The 18,121-nt window shown below is 72.8% G+C and carries 19 protein-coding genes; 15 read left to right on the top strand and 4 right to left on the bottom strand.

Going from position 1 to position 18,121, the window contains the following annotated elements; translation table 11 throughout:
• The first annotated feature begins 20 nt into the window (after window positions 1-20).
• Window positions 21-959 carry a hypothetical protein gene (locus AB0J72_RS49915; protein ID WP_363413248.1) on the top strand — a complete coding sequence of 313 codons (939 nt, stop codon included), beginning with the start codon at window positions 21-23 and terminating at the stop codon, window positions 957-959.
• A 5-nt stretch (window positions 960-964) separates the two neighbouring features.
• On the opposite strand, the gene AB0J72_RS49910 is transcribed toward AB0J72_RS49915, so the two are convergent.
• Window positions 965-1,831 carry a L,D-transpeptidase family protein gene (locus tag AB0J72_RS49910; RefSeq protein WP_363413245.1) on the bottom strand — a complete coding sequence of 289 codons (867 nt, stop codon included), beginning with the start codon at window positions 1,829-1,831 and terminating at the stop codon, window positions 965-967.
• Window positions 1,832-1,850: 19 nt separating this feature from the next.
• Here AB0J72_RS49910 and AB0J72_RS49905 point away from each other — a divergent pair, with 19 nt between their 5' ends.
• From AB0J72_RS49905 to AB0J72_RS49855, 11 genes are all read left to right on the top strand, one after another.
• Window positions 1,851-2,624, top strand: a complete 774-nt coding sequence (locus AB0J72_RS49905; RefSeq protein WP_363413242.1) for a M15 family metallopeptidase — start codon at window positions 1,851-1,853, stop codon at window positions 2,622-2,624.
• A gap of 88 nt (window positions 2,625-2,712) precedes the next feature.
• On the top strand, window positions 2,713-4,230 hold the full coding sequence (locus AB0J72_RS49900) for a PQQ-binding-like beta-propeller repeat protein (RefSeq protein ID WP_363413239.1): 1,518 nt from the start codon (window positions 2,713-2,715) through the stop codon (window positions 4,228-4,230).
• Window positions 4,231-4,284: 54 nt separating this feature from the next.
• Window positions 4,285-5,598: a hypothetical protein gene (locus AB0J72_RS49895; protein WP_363413236.1), complete on the top strand. Its 1,314-nt coding sequence runs from the start codon at window positions 4,285-4,287 to the stop codon at window positions 5,596-5,598.
• Between the two features lie 23 nt (window positions 5,599-5,621).
• Window positions 5,622-6,932 (top strand): hypothetical protein, encoded by a 1,311-nt coding sequence (locus AB0J72_RS49890; protein WP_363413233.1) that lies wholly within the window; start codon window positions 5,622-5,624, stop codon window positions 6,930-6,932.
• Window positions 6,933-7,087: 155 nt separating this feature from the next.
• Window positions 7,088-7,726 carry a TetR/AcrR family transcriptional regulator gene (locus AB0J72_RS49885; RefSeq protein WP_363413230.1) on the top strand — a complete coding sequence of 213 codons (639 nt, stop codon included), beginning with the start codon at window positions 7,088-7,090 and terminating at the stop codon, window positions 7,724-7,726.
• A 74-nt stretch (window positions 7,727-7,800) separates the two neighbouring features.
• Window positions 7,801-8,766, top strand: coding sequence for a hypothetical protein (locus tag AB0J72_RS49880; RefSeq protein ID WP_363413227.1), 966 nt, complete (start codon window positions 7,801-7,803; stop codon window positions 8,764-8,766).
• Window positions 8,763-9,515: a nitroreductase family protein gene (locus AB0J72_RS49875; RefSeq protein WP_363413224.1), complete on the top strand. Its 753-nt coding sequence runs from the start codon at window positions 8,763-8,765 to the stop codon at window positions 9,513-9,515. Before AB0J72_RS49880 ends, AB0J72_RS49875 begins: the two co-directional genes overlap by 4 nt.
• A complete protein-coding gene (locus tag AB0J72_RS49870) occupies window positions 9,512-10,219 on the top strand; it encodes a nitroreductase family protein (RefSeq protein WP_363413221.1) in 708 nt (235 codons plus the stop codon). The genes AB0J72_RS49875 and AB0J72_RS49870 overlap by 4 nt, the downstream gene beginning before the upstream one ends.
• Entirely contained in the window at window positions 10,216-11,178 is a 963-nt protein-coding gene (locus AB0J72_RS49865) for a zinc-binding dehydrogenase (RefSeq protein ID WP_363413218.1), read from the top strand. Before AB0J72_RS49870 ends, AB0J72_RS49865 begins: the two co-directional genes overlap by 4 nt.
• The gene (locus AB0J72_RS49860) at window positions 11,175-11,900 is read left to right on the top strand and encodes an enoyl-CoA hydratase/isomerase family protein (protein ID WP_363413215.1); all 726 of its coding nucleotides are present in this window, start codon (window positions 11,175-11,177) and stop codon (window positions 11,898-11,900) included. The genes AB0J72_RS49865 and AB0J72_RS49860 overlap by 4 nt, the downstream gene beginning before the upstream one ends.
• 2 nt (window positions 11,901-11,902) lie before the next feature.
• On the top strand, window positions 11,903-12,388 hold the full coding sequence (locus AB0J72_RS49855; RefSeq protein ID WP_363413212.1) for a MaoC family dehydratase: 486 nt from the start codon (window positions 11,903-11,905) through the stop codon (window positions 12,386-12,388).
• Window positions 12,389-12,445: 57 nt separating this feature from the next.
• Here AB0J72_RS49855 and AB0J72_RS49850 read toward each other — a convergent pair whose 3' ends face one another.
• The 3 genes from AB0J72_RS49850 to AB0J72_RS49840 are packed head-to-tail and all read right to left on the bottom strand — an operon-like array spanning window position 12,446 to window position 14,495.
• The gene (locus tag AB0J72_RS49850; RefSeq protein ID WP_344504988.1) at window positions 12,446-12,958 is read right to left on the bottom strand and encodes a flavin reductase family protein; all 513 of its coding nucleotides are present in this window, start codon (window positions 12,956-12,958) and stop codon (window positions 12,446-12,448) included.
• Complete coding sequence (locus AB0J72_RS49845; RefSeq protein ID WP_363413208.1) at window positions 12,955-13,776, bottom strand: VOC family protein; 822 nt, start codon at window positions 13,774-13,776, stop codon at window positions 12,955-12,957. The genes AB0J72_RS49850 and AB0J72_RS49845 overlap by 4 nt, the downstream gene beginning before the upstream one ends.
• Window positions 13,773-14,495 (bottom strand): enoyl-CoA hydratase/isomerase family protein, encoded by a 723-nt coding sequence (locus tag AB0J72_RS49840; protein ID WP_363413206.1) that lies wholly within the window; start codon window positions 14,493-14,495, stop codon window positions 13,773-13,775. Before AB0J72_RS49840 ends, AB0J72_RS49845 begins: the two co-directional genes overlap by 4 nt.
• Window positions 14,496-14,693: 198 nt before the next feature.
• Here AB0J72_RS49840 and AB0J72_RS49835 point away from each other — a divergent pair, with 198 nt between their 5' ends.
• The 3 genes from AB0J72_RS49835 to AB0J72_RS49825 are packed head-to-tail and all read left to right on the top strand — an operon-like array spanning window position 14,694 to window position 18,118.
• Entirely contained in the window at window positions 14,694-16,214 is a 1,521-nt protein-coding gene (locus AB0J72_RS49835; protein WP_363413203.1) for an ABC transporter substrate-binding protein, read from the top strand.
• 3 nt (window positions 16,215-16,217) lie between these two features.
• Complete coding sequence (locus AB0J72_RS49830; RefSeq protein WP_363413200.1) at window positions 16,218-17,087, top strand: ABC transporter ATP-binding protein; 870 nt, start codon at window positions 16,218-16,220, stop codon at window positions 17,085-17,087.
• Window positions 17,069-18,118 carry an ABC transporter permease gene (locus AB0J72_RS49825; protein ID WP_363413198.1) on the top strand — a complete coding sequence of 350 codons (1,050 nt, stop codon included), beginning with the start codon at window positions 17,069-17,071 and terminating at the stop codon, window positions 18,116-18,118. The genes AB0J72_RS49830 and AB0J72_RS49825 overlap by 19 nt, the downstream gene beginning before the upstream one ends.
• The last annotated feature ends 3 nt before the right edge of the window (window positions 18,119-18,121 follow it).

The following is an 18,121-nucleotide window of genomic DNA, read 5'->3' as shown; positions in this document are numbered from 1 at the left end:
CCGTGGCTATCCTCGAGATCATGATCACTCCGCCGTTCGCGCCGGAGATCCTTGCCGAGTTCCCGGAGCTGACCGCGCTCGGCCGGACCGCGACCCGCCTGCACCCGCGCCGTGCCACCGCCGGCCCGCCCGGTGCTGGTTCTTGGGCGCCTGGCGCCGCTGCCCGCCCGGCCGGCGCCCCTTTCGGTGTGGCCGACGCCGGCGCGCCGCACGCCGCCAGGGTGCCCGATGCCGCCGTCCACCCGCCCAGGGCGGGGGACAGCCACGTCGGCGGGCCCCTGGTGTGGCCGGCGGACGAGCCGTGGCCGCTGTGCACGCATGAGCTGCGCGACGGCCGCCCGCACGCCCGGCCGAACCCGCTGGTCCCGCTCGCCCAGCTGTGGGCGTCGGACGTCCCCGACCTGCCCCGCACCGACCCGCACGGCGACACCTTCGACGTCCTGCAGGTCCTGTGGTGCCCCGTCGAGCACCTGCGCAACGCCGCCGGCCCCGCCGTGCAGATCCGCCACCGGCGCGCCGCCGACCTGCCCGCGGACCTGCTGACCGACCCGCCGCAGGGCGACGTCCAGCACGCCGGCTGGCTGCCTGCGCCGTGCCTGCTGCACCCGGAGCAGGTCACCGACTACCCGTGCGCCGACGCGCTGCCGCCGGCCGTCCGCGACCGCATGCCGCCGGGTGTCGCGGCCGGGTTCGTCGCGCCCGGCTGGAAGGTCGGCGGCTACCCGCGCCGGGCCGGCGAGTTCCCGTGCCCGCACTGCGGCACCCCGAGCGACCTGCTCCTGGTCATCTCCGATCACGAGTACGACGACGAGTCGTTCCACTGGATCCCCATCGAGGAGCAGGACCTGGACTGGTCCGCCCCCGACGGCGACGCGCACGAGCGCCCGACGGGCCTGCGCCTCACCACCGACGTGCACCTCTTCGCCTGCCCCGGCTGCGGCACCGCCCACGTGAGCTGACCGGTTCAGTACCGCGACAGCTGGCCGGTCGGCGACAGCACGATCCGCGGGTTCGCCGCCGGGTTCAGCCACCGCAGCAGCGCCACCAGGTCACCGGTGGGCAGCGCGACGCAGCCGAGCGTCGGGTTGCCGTTGGTGACGTGCAGGAAGATGCCGGACCCGCGGCCCGGCGTCGCCGGCATGTTGTAGCGGATCACCGCGAAGTGGTTGTACTGCGGGCTGATCTGCCACAGCGGCTCGCTCGGCCCGCCGGGGTTCGCGCCGTGGTGGAACGTGTTGTAGCCGGGGGAGTCGCTGTTCTCGTCCCACCAGTCGTCCTGCACGACCCGGTGGTAGGTGTACTTCACGCCCGGGTTGGCGGAGATGCCGTACATGGTGCCGTCGAAGCCGAACACGCCGGTCGGGGTCGTCTTGTCGCCCTCGCGCTTGGCGCCGCTGAACCCGTTGGCGCCGATCTTCGCGGTCATCGCCGGCAGCGCCGGCTGCCACGCCCCGCCGGTCTTCGCGTAGGCCTGCAGGCTCGCCGTGGTCGCGGAGGCGCTCGCCGCCTGCACGATCACGACCTGTGTCGTGCCGGACGGCAGCGTCTTGAGCCGCGACGCGTCGTTCGCCGCGACCGCCGCGGCGGCGGTCTTCGACGGCGACGGCTTCTTCGACACCGACGCCGACGGTGACGCCGGTACCGACGGTGACGCCGCCACCGGTGCCGTCTCGGCCTCCAGGGGCGGCTCTGCGGCCTCCGACGCGGACGGGCTCGACTCCGGCTGCGCGGACCGGGAGGGCTTCCCACCGCACGCCGTGAGCACCAGCACCAGCGTGGCGAGCGTGAGCAGGGCCTTTGGGGCGCGTCGTCTGCGCTGGTCAACCGGCACGACACATAGTATCGGCCGCATGCGCACCCGTTCCCGCACCCGCCCGGTCGCCGCCGCCGTGCAGTCGGCGCTGGCGTCGGCGCTGGTCCTGGGCGTGCTCGCGGGCTGCGGCGGCGGCTCCGGGGGCACCGCCGCGAGCGGTGCGCCGCCGTCACCGGCCGTCGCGGCGAGCCCGTCGACCGCCGCGCCGTCTGCCGCGTCGCCGAGTGCCGCCGGTACACCCGCCTTCGTCGGCACGGTCGAGGTGCTGTCCGCCGAGGCGCGGCAGCGGATGACCGGTGTGTCGTGGCGGCCCGGCTGCCCCGTCGGCCTCGACGACCTGCGGCTGCTGCGCCTGTCCTACGTCGGCTTCGACGGCACCGCCAGGGTCGGTGAGCTGGTCGTGCACCGCGCGATCGCCGACGCGGTCGTGCGGGTCTTCGGCCGGCTCTACGCGGCGCGGTTCCCGATCCGGAGCATGCAGACGATCGAGGCGTACGGCGGCAGCGACGACGCGTCCATGGCGGCGGACAACACGTCGGCGTTCAACTGCCGCAACGTCCCGAACACCACGCACTGGTCCAACCACGCGTACGGCCGCGCGATCGACGTCAACACGGTGGAGAACCCGTACCTGCCGGGGAAGCAGATCATGCCGTCCGCCGGCAAGGAGTACCTGGACCGGCGTAATGTCAGACCCGGCATGATCGTGGCCGGCGACGTGGTCGTGACCGCGTTCAAGGCGGAGGGGTTCGCCTGGGGAGGCGCCTGGAAAACCGGCGTGGATTACCAGCATTTCGAAAAACCGCAATGAGGGTGCCCCGGGGGTGAGGCCGGTGGCACGGATCCCATAGCGCCGTTCGGGGGAGCCGCACATGGCGGTCGATCGACATACTGGCGCAATGTCACGTACGGCGGCCTTCCGCCTCTCCATCGCTGCTGCCCTGGCCCTGGTTGTGGGTGGGGTCGCCACCGCCGCGTACGCGCTGCGCGACACCGCGTCCGAGACCCCGGACGTGACCGCGACCGGCGCGCCCGCCGAGCCGGCGTCCCCGTCGCCGGCGAAACCGGCGTTCACCGGCTGGTCGGACCCGGCGATGGTCGGCAAGCCGTACGGGACGAAGGTGCAGGGCCTGCTGACGTTCCGCGGCAACCCGACCCGCACCTACTACGGGCAGGGCCCGGTGCCGCGGGAGATGCCGGTGCACAAGTGGCAGTTCCCGAAGACCGGCGGGCTGTGCCGTATGTCGGAGGACAAGGGCAAGACGACGCAGTGGTGCGGCAACGGCTGGACCGGCCAGCCCGCCGTGTTCGAGAAGGACGGCCGGACGTGGGTGGTGTTCGGCGCGTACGACGGCGCCATCCACTTCCTGGACGCGACCACCGGCGAGCGGATCATCCCGGACTTCCAGACCGGCGACATCATCAAGGGCACCGTCACGATGGACCCCGACGGCTTCCCGCTGCTGTACTCCGGCTCCCGCGACAACTACTACCGGGTCATCGCCCTGGACCGGGGCAAGCCGACCGAGCTGTGGAAGCTGTCGGCGAACGCGGTGAAGCCGACGATGTGGAACGACGACTGGGACGGCTCCGGCCTGATCATCGACGACTACCTGTTCGAGGGCGGCGAGAACAGCCAGTTCCACATCGTGAAGCTCAACCGCGGATACGACGCCAACGGCAAGGTCACCGTCGACCCGAAGCTGGTGTTCAACACCCCCGGCTGGGACCAGCAGCTGCTCAAGGACTTCGGCGACACCAACGTCTCGATCGAGAACTCCGTCGCGATCTACAAGGACGTCGTGTACTTCGCGAACTCGGGCGGGCTCGTGCAGGGCTGGGACATCAGCGGCCTGAAGTCCGGCAAGACCCCGACCCGGGTGTTCCGGTTCTGGACCGGTGACGACACCGACGCCTCGATCGTCATCGACGAGGACGGTTTCCTGTACGTCGGCTCGGAGTACGAGAAGGGCAACGCCCGCTCCAAGCAGGTCGGGCAGATGCTGAAGCTCGACCCGTCGAAGCCCGACAATCCCGTCGTGTGGGCGGTCAAGGACCAGGGCAGCAAGCCGGCCGGCATCTGGGGCACGCCGGCGCTGTTCAAGGACATCGCCATCTTCGACACGACCGGCGGCGACGTCATGGGCCTGGACCGCGCCACCGGCGCCGTGCGGTGGAAGTTCCGCGTCCCCGGCAACGAGACCTGGCAGTCCCCGGTCGTCGTCGACGACACCCTGTTCATCGGCGACTGCTCCGGCATCATGCACGCCTACGACGTCAAGGACACCAACGCCCAGCCGAAGCTGCTCTGGGAGCTGAAGATCGGCGGCTGCATCGAGTCGACCCCCGCAGTCTGGAAGGGCGCCATGTACTTCGGCACCCGAGCGGGCGCCATCCACTCCCTGTCGGTCTCCTGACCCAGTATCCTAGGACGCCTTACGCGACGTGCGCGCCGTCGTAGGGTGCGGGCCGTGGATCTTGACTACCGCACCCGGATGCGGGACGGCTGCATTCCGCCGGAGCTGGTCGCCCGTCTGGTGGAGCTCGGTCACGCCGGAGAGGTGGAGCTGCAGGCGGGGCGCGGCGAGTGGTTCTGCGCGCTGCACCTGGCCCGGGACCTCGCCGGGCAGGACCGGCAGGAGGAGGCCCTCGCGGTCCTTGCCCCGTTCGTGGCCACGGGCTGGTGGGTCGCCGCGGAGACCGTCGCGGGGCTCCTCGACGGCTGGGGACGGGCCGAGGAGGCGGTCGCGCTGACCCGGCCGTACGCGTCCGGCGTCGGACTGTCGTTCGTCGCCCGTCTCCTCGCCCGGCACGGCCGCGGCGAGGAGGCGTTCGACCTGCTGGTGCCGCACATCGCGGGCTGGGTCGCAGCCGAGGCGCTCGTCGACGTCGCCGAGGTGGTGGGCCGGGACGAGGAGGCGGCCGTCCTGCTGACCGCCCGCCTCGAGACGCCTGGCCGTTCGGAGTGGGGCCGCCCGCGGGTGGAACCCGACAATGCGGTGGAGCTGCTCGCCGCGATCCGGGAACGGCAGGGCCGCGTCGACGAGGCGGTCGCCCTGCTGCACACCGCGGACGTCCCGCCGGGCGTGCTGGCCGACCTGCTCGCCCGCCACGACCGGGTCGAGGAGCTGCGGGCGTACGCGGCCACCGAGGTTCTGGGCCACGCCACGGACCGGCTCGCGGCGCTGCTGGAGGAGCGCGGCGACGTGGAGGGCGCGGTCGGCGTGTACCGGCAGTCGCTGGAGGGGCCGGGTTGTGACGTCCGGCTGTCGCTGGCGGAGCTGCTGCTCCGGCACGGCAGGGGCGACGAGGCGCTCGAGGTGCTGCACGCACTCGCGGACGGCCCCGGCGGCACGGAGGACGTCGTCGTCTACGCGGTGTGCGGCTACCACACCGACCGCGGCCGCCCGGACGAGGCGCTCGCCCACCTGGACCGGCTCAAGACCCGCGTCGGCGGCGAGGACTGGCAGTGCTTCGGGCTGCGGCTGCGCCTGATGGCCAGGTGCGGCCTGCTCGACGAGGCGGTCGACCTGGCGCGGACCGACGCTCCCGAGCGGGAGCCGTGGTTCGCGGTGATGACGGTCGCCGCCATCTTGGCCGACGCGGGCCGCACGGAGGAGGCCCTCGCCGTGCTGGAACGGGACGCGCCGGACCTCGTCCGCGACCGGGCGACGCTGCTCATCGAGCTCGGCCGGGTCAAGGAGGCCGTGGCGCTGCTGCAGGCGCCCGTACCGCAGCCGACCTGGCCGGAGCCGGACGGGCCGGTCGACGAGCCGCCCTTCTGACCGGCCGAACTACAGTGTCCGCCGTGGATGCCGAGGATCTTGACTACCGCACCCGCACGCAGTCCGGCTGCATCCCGCCGGACGTGGTCACGCGCCTGATCGAGCTCGGTCATACCGGCGAGGTGGAGCTGCAGGCAGGCCGCGGGGAATGGTTCTGCGCGCTGGAGCTGGCCCGCAGGCGGCCGGAGCAGGCGGCGGCGCTGCTCGCGCCGTTCGTGGCGACGGGCTGGTGGACGGCGGTCCAGTCCATGGCGGAGCTGCTGGAAGGGCAGGGCCGGATCGGCGAGGCGATCGACCTGGTCCGGCCGCTCGTGGCGGCCGGGAACGAGCACGCGCTGCGCTTCCACGGCGGCCTGCTGACCCGGCACGGGAGGGCGGGGGAGGCGTTCGCGTTGCTCGCGCCGCACGTCGCCGACTGGTACCTGGCCGGCGTGCTGGTCGAGGCCGCCGCGGCCGCGGGCCGGGACGAGGAGGCAGCGGCGCTGCTGACGGCCCGCATCGAAGCGGGCGCCGGTCGGCCGCAGCACCGTATGGAGCCGTTCACCGCGTTCAACCTGCTGGCCAGGATCCGAGAGCGGCAGGGCCGGGTGGACGACGCAGTCGCCGTGCTGCGCACGCGCGAGGTCACGTCGATGAACAACCGCGACGCGCTCGCCGAGCTGCTGGCCCGGCACGACCGGGTCGAGGAGCTGCGGGCGTACGCGGCGACGGAGTATCACGGGAACGCCGCGCGGCGCCTCGCGGAGCTGCTGGAGGAGCGCGGTGACGTGGAGGGCGCGATCGCCGTCTACCGCAACCCCGGCGACTCGGAGACCCGGCGGTTCCATGGCGCGTCGTCTCTCGCGGAGCTGCTGGTGCGGCATGGCCGTTCCGACGAGGCGACGGAGGTGCTGCGAGAGTTCGCCTCCACGTCTCGGGACGACTGGATCGTCGACACGCTGTGCACGCACTACGCGGCTCAGGGGCGCGCCGGGGACGGCCTGGCCTTCCTGGATGCCCTCGGCCTCGACGATTGGGACTTCTTCAGGATCCGGCTGGAGCTGATGGCCGGCTGCGGCCGTCTCGACGAGGCCCTCGAACTGGCGAGGGCGCACCCCGAGGGTGACACGCGCTACGCGGCCGGGACCGTCGCCGGCCTGCTCGCCGGTGCCGGACGCACGGAGGAGGCGGTCGACGTCCTCGAGCGCGACGATTCCGGTTGGGGGTCTCACGCCCTCGCGGGCTACCTGCTCGACCTCGGCCGGGTGAAGGACGCCGTGGTGGTGCTGCAACGGCCGGTGCCCAGGCCGACCTGGCCGGTTCCGGTGGGGCAGGTCGATGAGCCCCCGTTCTGAGCGCCGCGTCCTAGGCTGTAGTAGGTGACAGCACGAGGCGGTGCGCAAGCTGTCACTTCGCGCCGTACCCTGTGCGAAAAGTTTGAGGGGTCCAGCAGCAAACCTTCCGACCGGACGGTAGGCTCTGGGCTCCGCAGCGATACAGGAGGCCGTAAATGGCTCGTGCGACGTCCGACCGGCCGGAGTCGACCCGCCGCCGGCAGCGGTGGCCGGACGGGTACGACCCGGAGAACACCCGCAAGTCGCTGATCACGAGCGCGCTGGACCTGTTCGAGAAGCGCGGCTTCGACCGCACGTCGGTGCAGGAGATCGCGGACCAGGCGCAGCTGACGAAGGGTGCGTTCTACCACCACTTCGAGAGCAAGGACGACCTGCTGCGACACATCCAGGAGGAGTACCTGGAGGCCCAGCTCACCGCGATCCAGCAGATCGAGGCCGGCAGCGACGACCCGGCGGTGCGGGTGCGCGAGCTGATCCGGTTCAGCCTGACCAGCGTGGCCGAGTACCGGGCGCACGTGACGATCTTCTACCAGGAGCGGCGGTACCTGACCGGGGAGCTGTTCGCGGAGGTGACCCGCAAGCGGGACCTGGTCGAGGCGGCGTTCGCCGGGATGGTGCAGGACGGCGTCACGCGGGGTGTGTTCCGCGCGGACGTCGACGCCCGGATCGCCACGTTCGGTCTGGTCGGCATGTGCGCGTGGGCGTACCAGTGGCTCAACCTGAGCGGCCCGCTGAGCGTGGACGAGGTGGCGCGCCAGTTCAGCGCCATGGTCCTGGAGGGCCTGTACGCCTGATGGGCAGGGCGAACCCTTGAGGGGGCCGCTCCCGGTGTGATAGATACCTTCCAGTCGGAATGATTGGAGGGTCCATGACTCGGGCGGTTCGGGCAGGCATGGACTTCGTCACCGCGCTCGACCGGGGCAGCCTCGGCGGCCTCGCCCGGCTGTGCGCGCCCGGCGCGACCTGGTGGGTCGACACCGGACCGGACCGCCGCGGCGGCGACCCGGCGGTGTCGCCCGGCGGCAGCGGCCGGTTCCCGCTGCACGGGCTGATGCGCATGGACGACAAGCTCGCGCTGATGCGGTCGCTCGGCCCGACGGCGTTCCCGACCGGCTGCCGGCAGATCCCGCGGCGGGTGATCGCCGGGACCGACGTGTGCGTCATCGAGGTCGAGGGCCACGGGCTGCACGCCTCGGGCCTCGAATACGCCAACCGGTACGCGTTCGTGTTCGACGTCGACGCCGCCGGGGCGATCGTGTCGGTGCGCGAGTACCTCGACACCATCCACGCCCAGCACGTCGTCGGCGCCGGCGCCCCGGTGCCCCGCACCACCCTGGACCACGTGCCCGGGCCCGGCGGGCAGCAGCCGCGGAGCCGGGCGGAGGAGCTGGCGCTCGCGCTGTGGCCGCCCCTCGCCCGAGGCGACGTCGACGCCTTCGCGGCGCTGTTCGGCGCCGGCGCCACCTGGTGGACCGACTCCGGCCGGGACCGTGGGCGCGGGCGGCTGCACCGTACCGGCGACATCACCGCGAACGGTCCCTTCCACGGCACCGTCGCCATCGCCGACAAGCTCACCGCCATGCGCGCCAGGATCGCGTCCGGCGCCTACGCCTCCGCCGCCGTCACGGTCACCCCGCACCGGTGGGTCGCCGACGACACCCTCGTGGCGATCGAGGCGAGCGGCGACGCGACCCTGGGCAGCGAGCACAGGTACCAGAACCGGTACCTGTGGGTCGTGGACACCGCCCCGGACGGGATCACCCAGGTCCGGGAGTACTGCGACACCCTGCACATCGCCGACCTCATGGGCTACGACGCGGAGGTCGGAGCATGACCGGGCTTCCCTTCACCGACCTCAACCACGTCCTCACCACCACCCGGTCGGTGCGGCTGCGGCTGGACTACGACCGGCCGGTGCCCCTCGACGTGATCGGCGAGTGCCTCCAGCTGGCGGTGCAGGCCCCGACCGGCGGCGCCGCCGAGGACTGGCGCTGGGTCGTCGTCGGCGACCCGGACCGCAAGGCCGAGCTGGCCCGCCTGTACCTGGACGCCTACCTGGAGTACGTGCACAAGCCGCTGCACAGCGCCGAGGGCGCCGAGAGCCGGATCGTGCGGGGCCGCCTCGGCGGGGTCGACGAGCACGGCGCGGTCAGCGCCCGGACCGCGCGGATCCTCGGCGGCGCCGAGCACCTCGCGCACCACATCGGCCGGGCGCCGTTCCTGGTCATCCCGTGCGCGACCCGGCCCAACCCGGCCAGGGGCGGCCCCGGCACGCACTCGGCCGTCTACGGGTCGCTGTATCCGGCGATCTGGCAGTTCAACCTCGCGCTGCGGGCCCGCGGGCTCGGCACCGTCATCACCACCCTGCACCTGCACCACGCCGCCGCCGCGGCCGCGCTGCTCGGCATCCCCGACGACGCCCTGCAGATCACCATGCTCCCGATCGCGTACACCCAGGGCACCGACTTCAAGGTCGCCGCCCGCAAGCCCGTCAGCGACGTCGCCTTCCTCGACCGGTGGGGCGACCCGCTGCCCTACGAGGACAAGCCCGTCGACCGCCTGACGGGAGAGGACACCGCATGAGCGTCCCCGCTGTGATCACCGACATCGACGAGGTCCTGACCACCACCCGCGCGGTGCGGCACCGCATGGACTTCACCCGGCCCGTCGACCGCGCCGTCGTCGAGCACTGCCTGCGGCTGGCCCAGCAGGCGCCGATGGGCTCCAACCTCGAGGACTGGCGCGTCGTCGCGGTCGACGACCCGGCGCTGAAACGCCGCATCGGCGCGCTGTACACCGAGGTGTGGCACCAGACCGTCGAGGGGCCGCTCGCGGGCGGTGAGGCGGCGACGACCACCCGGCTGTCGCCGTCGGTGCGGCCCGACCCGGCGGCGCAGGCCCGGCAGGCGCGGATCCTGACCGCGGTCAAGTACCTGGTCGACCACCTCGAGGAGGTGCCGGTCCTGGTCGTGCTGTGCAGCACCAAACCGGTCCCGCAGCGCCCGCTCGGCGGCACCGCGTCCGGCTACTACGGCTCGATCTTCCCGTTCGCCTGGTCGTTCCAGCTGGCGCTGCGCTCCCGCGGGCTGGGGTCGGTGATGGCGACCGCGCTGGCGCACAAGGCGACGCAGGTGCAGGAGGTGCTCGGCCTGCCCGGGGACTGGCGGCCGATCACGCTGCTGCCGGTCGCCTACACCAAGGGCCTCGACTTCCGGCCCGCCGCCCGCGCCGACCTCGCCGACGTGACGTTCTGGAACGGTCCCACCGAGCGGGCCGGGTCCGCGTGAGGGCCGCCTACGTCACCGAGCCGTCCCCGGCCGACCCGGTCGCCGCGATCCGGGTCGGCGACCTCGACACCCCCGTGGTCCCCGACGGCTGGGTCCGCGTCGACGTGCGGGCCGGCGCGCTCAACATGCACGACCTGTGGACGCTGCGCGGCGCCACCCGGCAGCCGGGCACCGGCCCGCACGTGCTCGGCAGCGACGCCGCCGGGGTCGCCGACGGCCGGGACGTCGTCGTCTACCCGGCGCTGCCCGCGACCGGCGGGAACGGCGGGCGGGCCGTCGCGCACGCGACCCTGCTGCCCGACGCCGGTCACGGCGTGCTCGCCGAGCACATCGCCGTCCCCGCCGCACACGTGCTGCCCCGCCCGGCGCACCTGGACTGGGCGGAGGCGGCGAGCCTGCCGACGGCGTGGCTGACCGCGTACCGGATGCTGTTCACCAAGGCCGCCCTCGCCCCCGGGCAGGTGGTGCTGGTGCAGGGTGCCGGCGGCGGCGTGGCGACCGCCGCGGTCAGCCTGGCCGTCGCGGCCGGCGCCACCGTCGTCGTCACCTCCCGGTCCGAGCAGAAGCGGGAGCGGGCCCTGGCGCTCGGCGCCGCCGCGGCCCTCGACACCGGCGCGCGGATCCCGGAGCCCGCCGACGTCGTCGTCGAGACCGTCGGCGCCGCGACGTTCGAGCACTCGACCCGCTCCACCCGCGTCGGCGGGACGATCGTCGTCTGCGGCGGCACCAGCGGCTTCACCGCGAAGCTCGACCTGACCCGGCTGTTCGCCCGGGAGATCACCGTCCACGGGTCGACGACGGGGTCCCTGGCGGAGTTCCGGGCGCTGCTCGACTTCGTCGCCGAGCACCGGCTCCGGCCGGTCGTCGACAGCACCGTCGACCTCGCCGACGTCGCCACCCAGGCCACGCGGATGCTGTCCGGCGCCGCGTTCGGCAAGCTCTGCGTGAGCGTCACATGACCGGGCCGGTGGTGGTGACCCGGCGGGGGCCGGCGTTGTGGGCGCGGATCGACCGGCCCGGCGCCGGCAACGCGTGCAGCTCCGCGGTCATGGCCGGCCTGGAGGAGTGGCTCGCCGCGGCCGACGAACCCGGCATCCGCGTCCTCGTCCTCACCGGCACCGGACGCAGCTTCTGCGCCGGCGCCGACCTCACCGAGGCGACGGCGCTGCTCCGGGACCTGACCGCGCTGCGGAAGTTCCTGGACCGGGGCCGGAGGCTGGTCCGTGCCGTCATGGCTGCCGGTGTACCGACGATCGCCGCCGTCAACGGTGCCGCGTTCGGCGGCGGCCTCGAACTGCTGCTCGCCTGCGACGTCGCCGTCGCCGCGGACACCGCCCGGATCGGTGACCGGCACATCGCCGTCGGCCAGGTCCCCGGCTGGGGCTCCAGCGTGCTGCTGCCGCTCGCCGTCGGGCCGGCGGCCGCCCGGCGGCTGCTCATCGCGGGCGAGACCTGGACCGGCGAGGAAGCCGCGCGCCGCGGCCTGGTCAGCGAGGCGGTCCCCGCCGCGGACCTCGACCGGCACGTCGACACCCTCGCCGAGCGGATCGCCGCCCTGGACGAGGCGGCGGTGCGGCGGATGCTGCGGGTCGCCCGGCCGGTCGTCGCCGCCGACGCGTGGGACCGCGAATGGACCACCCTCACCGAGCACGTCACCGCCCTCGCCACCCAACCGGAGTGACCATGCGACCCGTCCGTCTCACCACCGTGCCCGCCCCCGACGACCTGCTCGGCCTGGTCGGCCACGACCTCGGCGCCAGCGAGCCGCAGGTGGTGACCCAGGAGCAGGTGGACCTGTTCGCCGACGTCACCAAGGACCACCAGTGGATCCACGTCGACGTGGACCGCGCCCGTTCCGGGCCGTTCGGCACCACGATCGTGCACGGCTTCCTGACCCTGGCCCTGGTGCCGCGGCTGCTCGCCGACATCCTCGAGGTGGAGACCTACTCGATGGGGGTCAACTACGGCCTGGACCGGGTCCGGTTCGTCAAGCCGCTCCCGCCCGGCGTGCAGATCCAGGGCGCCGCGACCCTGCTGTCGGCGAAGCCGATCGACGCCGCCGCCGGCCAGCCCGCCGGGGTGCAGGCCAAGGCGTCGGTGGTGGTGGAGTTCGCCGAGAGCGGCGAGACCTGCTGTGCCGCGGAGATCCTGTTCCGCTACTACAGCTGACCCGCCGCACGCGAAACGGCCGGCGCCCCGCGGGGCGCCGGCCGTCTGTCGTTGCCGCTATTCGGTGGGGCCGGTGGGGGCGACGAAGCGGCCGCGGTAGAACGACAGGGCCGGAACCTTCGTCGGCTTCAGGTGCACGTGGTCGACGTCCACCAGCACGATGACATGGTCGCCGCTGGTGATCACCTCGTCGCGGACCCCGGCCAGGATCGCCGGGGTGCCGGGCAGCAGCGGCACGCCGTCCGGGCCGGGCGCCCAGGACACGCCGCTGAGCTTCTCCGCGCCGGACAGCCCCGAGGTCGCGAACCGCCGGGCGATGTCCTCCTGGTCCTGGCCGAGGATGTGGATCGCGATCCGGTCCGCCGCGACGAGCACCTTGAAGCTCGACGACGACGTCGCCACGCAGAACAGCACCTTCGCCGGGGACAGCGACACCGACGTGAACGAGTTGACGGTCAGCGCTGCCACGGCGCCGCCGGCCGCCGTCGCGGTCACGGCCGTGACCCCGGTGGGGAAGTGGCCGCAGACCTGGCGGAACTCGGCGGAGTCGAACAGGGGCTCGGTCGTCATCGGTCCACCGCCGGGGGAGAGGAGTTGGGAGCGTCGGGGCGCAGGCCGCCTTCGAGCTGCACCAGGCACAGGGTGTGTCCACCGGGGTCCTTCACCAGGTGGAGCCGCCCGTGCGGGCTGTCGACGGGGCCGACGGTCGGCGTGCCGCCCAGGTCGGACACCCGCGCCAGCGCGTCGTCGAGGGAGCCGGCGTTGAAGTACGTGATCCACTTCGACGGGATGATGTTCGGCCACTCGTTGTCCAGTTCCAGGACGCCGGCGACGGGCACGTCGCCGAGCATGAGGACCGTGTACGGGCGGGCGGTCGGCGAGTCGTCGCGCTGCTGGGTGGCGTAGCCGAACAGGTCCTGGTAGTAGGCGACCGAGCGTTGCGGCTCGCCGGTGTCCAGCTCGTTCCAGCACAGGGCGCCGACGGTGTTGAGCGTCTGCACCCCCGCGCGGGACTCACCCTGGTACAGGCCGAACGCCGCGCCGAACGGGTCGACGACCACGGCGCCGGTGCCGGCCGCCGGCAGGTAGCGCGGCGGGGTGACGAGCTCCCCGCCGAGGGTGACGGCCTGGTCCGCGGAGCGTGCGACGTCGTCGACGGCGAAGTAGGCGATCCAGCCGCGGGGGCGGCCGCCGTGCAGGCCCGTGGCGTCGGAGATGCCGGCGACGTCGTGCCCGTCGACGCTGCACATCCGGTACGTGGTCGCGCCGAGCTGCTCGTGCCGCACGGTCCAGCCGAGCAGCGCGCGGTAGAAGTCCTCGGCCTGCTGCGGGTCGGTGGTGCACAGCTCCACCCAGACGGCCTCGCCGGCCTGGAACGGCGGGTTCACGCGGTCACGCTCGCGACGATCGTGCGGGCGGAGACCTCGTAGGCGTGCTCCGGGGAGCCGGTGGCGAGGCTCGACTCGACCACCTCGACGACCGCGCGCAGGGTGTGCGGCGGCACGGCGGCGAGCGCCTCGACGAGGGCGTCGACCTCGCTGTCGAGGTCGTCGTCGGCGACCACCCGGGCGACCAGGCCCCAGCCGAGCAGCTGCTCGGCGGTCGCGGTGCTCGCGCCGGTCGCCAGCGCGTACGCGTGCGGGCGGGGGAGGGCCTGGGCGATGGTGTGGCCGACGCCGGCGGGGGCGAAGCCGAAGCGGGCCTCGGGCAGCGACAGTCGGGCGCCGGCGGCGGCGACCGGCAGGTGGACGGCGCTGAGCAGGCCGGCGCCGAAGCCGATGACGTGCCCGCGGACCGCGCTGACCACGGGCACCGGCAGCCGTCTGATGCGGTGCAGCGCGGCGTCGCTGTCGCGCAGTCCGGCGGCGACCGCCTCCTGGGTGGTGCCGGCGAGCGCGGCGAACGACGTGGTGTCCCAGCCGCCGCAGAAGTGCCGGCCCGCCATGTCCAGCCGGATCACGGCGCAGGTGCCGTCCGCGGCGGCGGTCTCCATCGTGTCGACGAGCCCGGCGAGGGCGCCGTCGTCGAAGCAGTTGCCGCGGGCCGCGTTGTCGTAGCGGACGCGGGCGACGCGACCGTCGTGTTCGCGGGTGAGGGTGATGGCCACCGCCGGATCATACATACCAGTCGGTATGAAGACAACGATGCTGGCAGGCGGGGGTGTGTCACGCGGTCGTTACGGACCTGACACCAGTTGGACCTGTTGACTTGATACCGGCTGGTCGGTACTTTGTGGCCAGCGTCACGGCCGCGGCTCGCGGCGACATGACGGGTCCATCGTTGTGAAGGACGTCCATACATGCTCATGAACTCCTTGCGATCCCGGCGGCCTCTGGCGCTGGTCGCCTCCCTTGCCCTCGCCGGCGCCGGCCTCGCCGCCTGTGGTGACTCGCAGCCCGGCACCGCCCAGTCGGCCGGCCCGTTCACCGTCCGGGCGCTGCTCGCGGCCCAGCCCGCGACCCTCGACCCGATCGTCGGCGCACGGTCGGCCCAGATCGTCTGGGCCACCATGCTCGAACCGCTGATCAACACCGACGCCAGCCTCAAGGCCGTCGACACCGGCCTCATCACCAGCTGGACCCGCACCGACGCGACCACCTGGACGTTCAAGGTCCGGCCCGACATCAGCTTCAGCAACGGCGAGAAGGCCGACGCTGCGGCGGTCGCCAACACCCTCACGCTCACCCGTGACACCGCGGCGTCGCAGCTCAAGTCGTACTTCACCAACGTCGCCGACATCGCGGCGCCGGACGCCACCACGGTCGTGGTGAAGACCAAGACCTCCCAGTACAACTTCGCGGACCTGCTCACCACGGTCTACCTGGTGCCGCCGAAGTACTACCAGGAGAAGGGCTCGGCGGGCTTCGCCGCGGCGCCCGTCGGCACCGGCCCCTACGTGTGGGCCGGCTCGAACGCGGGCCGCGACATGTCGGTCAAGAAGAACCCCGACTACTGGGGCCCGAAGAAGGCGATCAACGACGGCATCACCTTCACCTGGGCCAACGAGGCCGCACAGCGGCTCGCGCTGATCCAGAGTAAGAGCGTGGACGTCTCGTTCGACCTCCCGCCGGCCCAGGCCACCACGGCCAAGAAGGCGGGCATCACGGTGACGAGCACCGAGACCGCCATCAAGATCATCGCGTTCCTCGACTCGACCAAGCCGCCGTTCGACGACCCGAAGCTGCGCGAGGCGGCCGCCCTGGCCATCGACCGGGACGCGATCGTCAAGGGCATCTTCGACGGCCAGGCCGTCGCCGACGCCGGGCTGCTCAACGTCAGCCCCGGCCAGAAGCCGGCGCAGAGCGTGACCGCCGACCCGGCCAAGGCCAAGGAGCTCGTCGGTGCCGCCGCCCCGGCCGTGCAGATCCACTACCCGGCGGCGCAGTACACCAACATCGAAGAGGTCTCCCAGGCCGTCGGCGGCGCCCTCGAGAAGGCCGGCTTCAAGGTCACGTACGTGCCGATCGACTACGGCACCCTCGTGAAGCGGGTCGTCGGCCGTCAGGTCCCCGGCATCTCGATCTTCGCCGGCGTGCCCAACGTCGCCGTCCCGGACTTCTTCGCCAGCGGCTTCATGAAGGCCAAGTCGATCACCGGCAACTGCCCGGACCCGAAGATCGACGACCTGGCCCAGAAGGCCCTGGAGCAGACCGACGCCGCCGCGGCCGCCCCGATGTACGAGGAGCTCAACACGATCGGCGTGGTCGAGAAGCACTGCTACGTGCCGCTGTACCGGCAGGTGTTCAACTACGCCACCGCCGGCGGCGTCAAGGGTCTGGTGTTCGGCCCGCTGAACACCGTCGACTTCACCCAGACGACCCACTGACACATGTCCGACGTCGTGCAGAACGGGATGCCGGGCGGCGACGCCCGGCACCCCCACGCCCTGGAAAAGACCCCGGACAAGACCCCGGATCGGGGTGCGCCGGTGCTGGAGGTCGACGACCTGGTCGTCGAGCACCGCAACCGGCGCACCGGCGAGGTGTTCCGGGCCGTCGACCACGTGTCGCTGCGCATCGGCGCCGGCGAGAGCGTCGCGGTCGTCGGCGAGTCCGGCTCGGGCAAGACCACCCTCGCGATGGCCGCGACCGGGCTCGGCACCCGCGGCGAGGGCGACATCCGGCTCCTCGGGCACTCGCTGTCCTCGGTCGGCCGCAAGCAGCTGCGCCGGCTGCGGCCCGAGGCGCAGGTGGTCTTCCAGGACCCGCACGGCTCGCTCGACCCCCGCCAGTCCGTGCGGTCCGGGCTGCGGGAGCTGCGCTCGCTGCAACCGGAGCGCACCTCGTGGATCGAGGACACCGCCCTGCTCGAACGGGTCAGGCTCGAACCGTCGATCCTCGACCGCTACCCGCACCAGCTCTCCGGAGGGCAGGCGCAACGGGTCTGCATCGCCCGGGCGCTGCTGATGCGGCCCCGGCTCATCGTCGCCGACGAGCCGACCTCCGGCCTCGACGTCTCCGTGCAGGCCGACGTGCTGGCCCTGCTCAAGGAGATCCGCTCGACCACCGGCGCGGCCCTGCTCATGATCAGCCACGACCTGGCCGTGGTCCGCTCGGTCTGCGACGTCGTGCACGTCATGTACCACGGCCGGGTCGTCGAGTCCGGGCCCTGCGAGACCGTCTTCGCCCGGCCCCAGAACGACTACACCCGCGAGCTGCTCGCCGCGATGCCAGGAGCGCGATGGAGGTCACGGCAATGAAGACCAGCCCGGTCCCGGCGGCGAACAACGTCACGCCCCCGCTGACCAAGGCCGGCATGCCGGCCGCGCCGCCCGGCGGGGCGACCCCGGCGAAGAACGGCCGGTCCAGGCGGGCCGGTGCGCTGCGCCGCGCCGCCGCCCGGATCGCCGCCCTGCTGGCGTCGCTGCTGATCGCGCTGAGCATGGCGTTCATGCTCGGCCGGCTGTCCGGCGACCCGACCACGACCATCCTCGGCCCGATGGCGACACCCGAGCAGCGCGAGGCCCTGCGCCACGAGCTCGGCCTCGACCGGCCGCTGCTGGTCCAGTACCTCGACTACCTCAAGGGCGTCTTCACCGGTGACCTCGGCCAGTCGCTGCAGTTCTACCAGTCGAACACCTCGATGATCATGGACCGGTTGCCGTTCACGCTGCAGCTCGTCGCGGCCGGCATGGCCCTCGCCATCCTCGTCGGCGTCCCGCTCGGCGTGCTCGCCGCCACCCGCGAGGGCACCTGGTGGGACCGGGCCGCGTCCACCGTCGCGCTGCTCGGCCAGTCCGTGCCGGTCTTCTGGTTCGGGATGATGCTGGTGGTGCTGTTCGCCGTGAACCTCGGCTGGCTGCCGGCCGGGCAGTCCGGCACCCCCGCGCACCTGGTGCTGCCGGCGCTGACGATGTCGGTGTACCCGATGGCGCAGATCGCCCGCCTCACCCGCGCCTCGATGAGCGAGGCCCTCGCGGAGCCGTACATCGACGCCGCCAAGGCCCGCGGCATCCTCGGCCGCCGGGTGGTGTGGCGGCACGCGTTCAAGAACGCCATGATGCCGATCCTCACCATCGTCGTGCTGCAGACCGGCATCCTGCTGTCCGGCGCGGTCGCCGTCGAGTACGTGTACTCCTGGCCCGGCCTCGGGCAGCTCGCCCTGCAGGCCATCCAGTTCCGCGACTTCCCGCTCGTCCAGGCGATCGTCGTGTTCGGCGCGCTGGTCTTCGTCCTGCTCAATCTGCTCGTCGACGTCATCCACTCGATCGTCGACCCGAGGGTGAGGTGACAG

The organism is Dactylosporangium sp. NPDC049742, from assembly GCF_040674675.1.
GTDB lineage: Bacteria > Actinomycetota > Actinomycetes > Mycobacteriales > Micromonosporaceae > Dactylosporangium > Dactylosporangium maewongense.
The sequence above is the reverse complement of the archived record's forward strand: the minus strand, read 5'-3'. Positions and strand labels throughout refer to the sequence as shown.

What these genes read in the sequence shown, in the direction of transcription:
- AB0J72_RS49915 (WP_363413248.1), top strand. Translation starts at nt 21, where the DNA reads ATGATCACTCCGCCGTTCGCGCCGGAGATCCTTGCCGAGTTCCCGGAG.
- AB0J72_RS49905 (WP_363413242.1), top strand. Translation starts at nt 1,851, where the DNA reads ATGCGCACCCGTTCCCGCACCCGCCCGGTCGCCGCCGCCGTGCAGTCG.
- AB0J72_RS49900 (WP_363413239.1), top strand. Translation starts at nt 2,713, where the DNA reads ATGTCACGTACGGCGGCCTTCCGCCTCTCCATCGCTGCTGCCCTGGCC.
- AB0J72_RS49885 (WP_363413230.1), top strand. Translation starts at nt 7,088, where the DNA reads ATGGCTCGTGCGACGTCCGACCGGCCGGAGTCGACCCGCCGCCGGCAG.
- AB0J72_RS49880 (WP_363413227.1), top strand. Translation starts at nt 7,801, where the DNA reads ATGACTCGGGCGGTTCGGGCAGGCATGGACTTCGTCACCGCGCTCGAC.
- AB0J72_RS49875 (WP_363413224.1), top strand. Translation starts at nt 8,763, where the DNA reads ATGACCGGGCTTCCCTTCACCGACCTCAACCACGTCCTCACCACCACC.
- AB0J72_RS49870 (WP_363413221.1), top strand. Translation starts at nt 9,512, where the DNA reads ATGAGCGTCCCCGCTGTGATCACCGACATCGACGAGGTCCTGACCACC.
- AB0J72_RS49860 (WP_363413215.1), top strand. Translation starts at nt 11,175, where the DNA reads ATGACCGGGCCGGTGGTGGTGACCCGGCGGGGGCCGGCGTTGTGGGCG.
- AB0J72_RS49855 (WP_363413212.1), top strand. Translation starts at nt 11,903, where the DNA reads ATGCGACCCGTCCGTCTCACCACCGTGCCCGCCCCCGACGACCTGCTC.
- AB0J72_RS49850 (WP_344504988.1), bottom strand. Translation starts at nt 12,958, where the DNA reads ATGACGACCGAGCCCCTGTTCGACTCCGCCGAGTTCCGCCAGGTCTGC.
- AB0J72_RS49835 (WP_363413203.1), top strand. Translation starts at nt 14,694, where the DNA reads ATGAACTCCTTGCGATCCCGGCGGCCTCTGGCGCTGGTCGCCTCCCTT.
- AB0J72_RS49830 (WP_363413200.1), top strand. Translation starts at nt 16,218, where the DNA reads ATGTCCGACGTCGTGCAGAACGGGATGCCGGGCGGCGACGCCCGGCAC.
- AB0J72_RS49825 (WP_363413198.1), top strand. Translation starts at nt 17,069, where the DNA reads ATGGAGGTCACGGCAATGAAGACCAGCCCGGTCCCGGCGGCGAACAAC.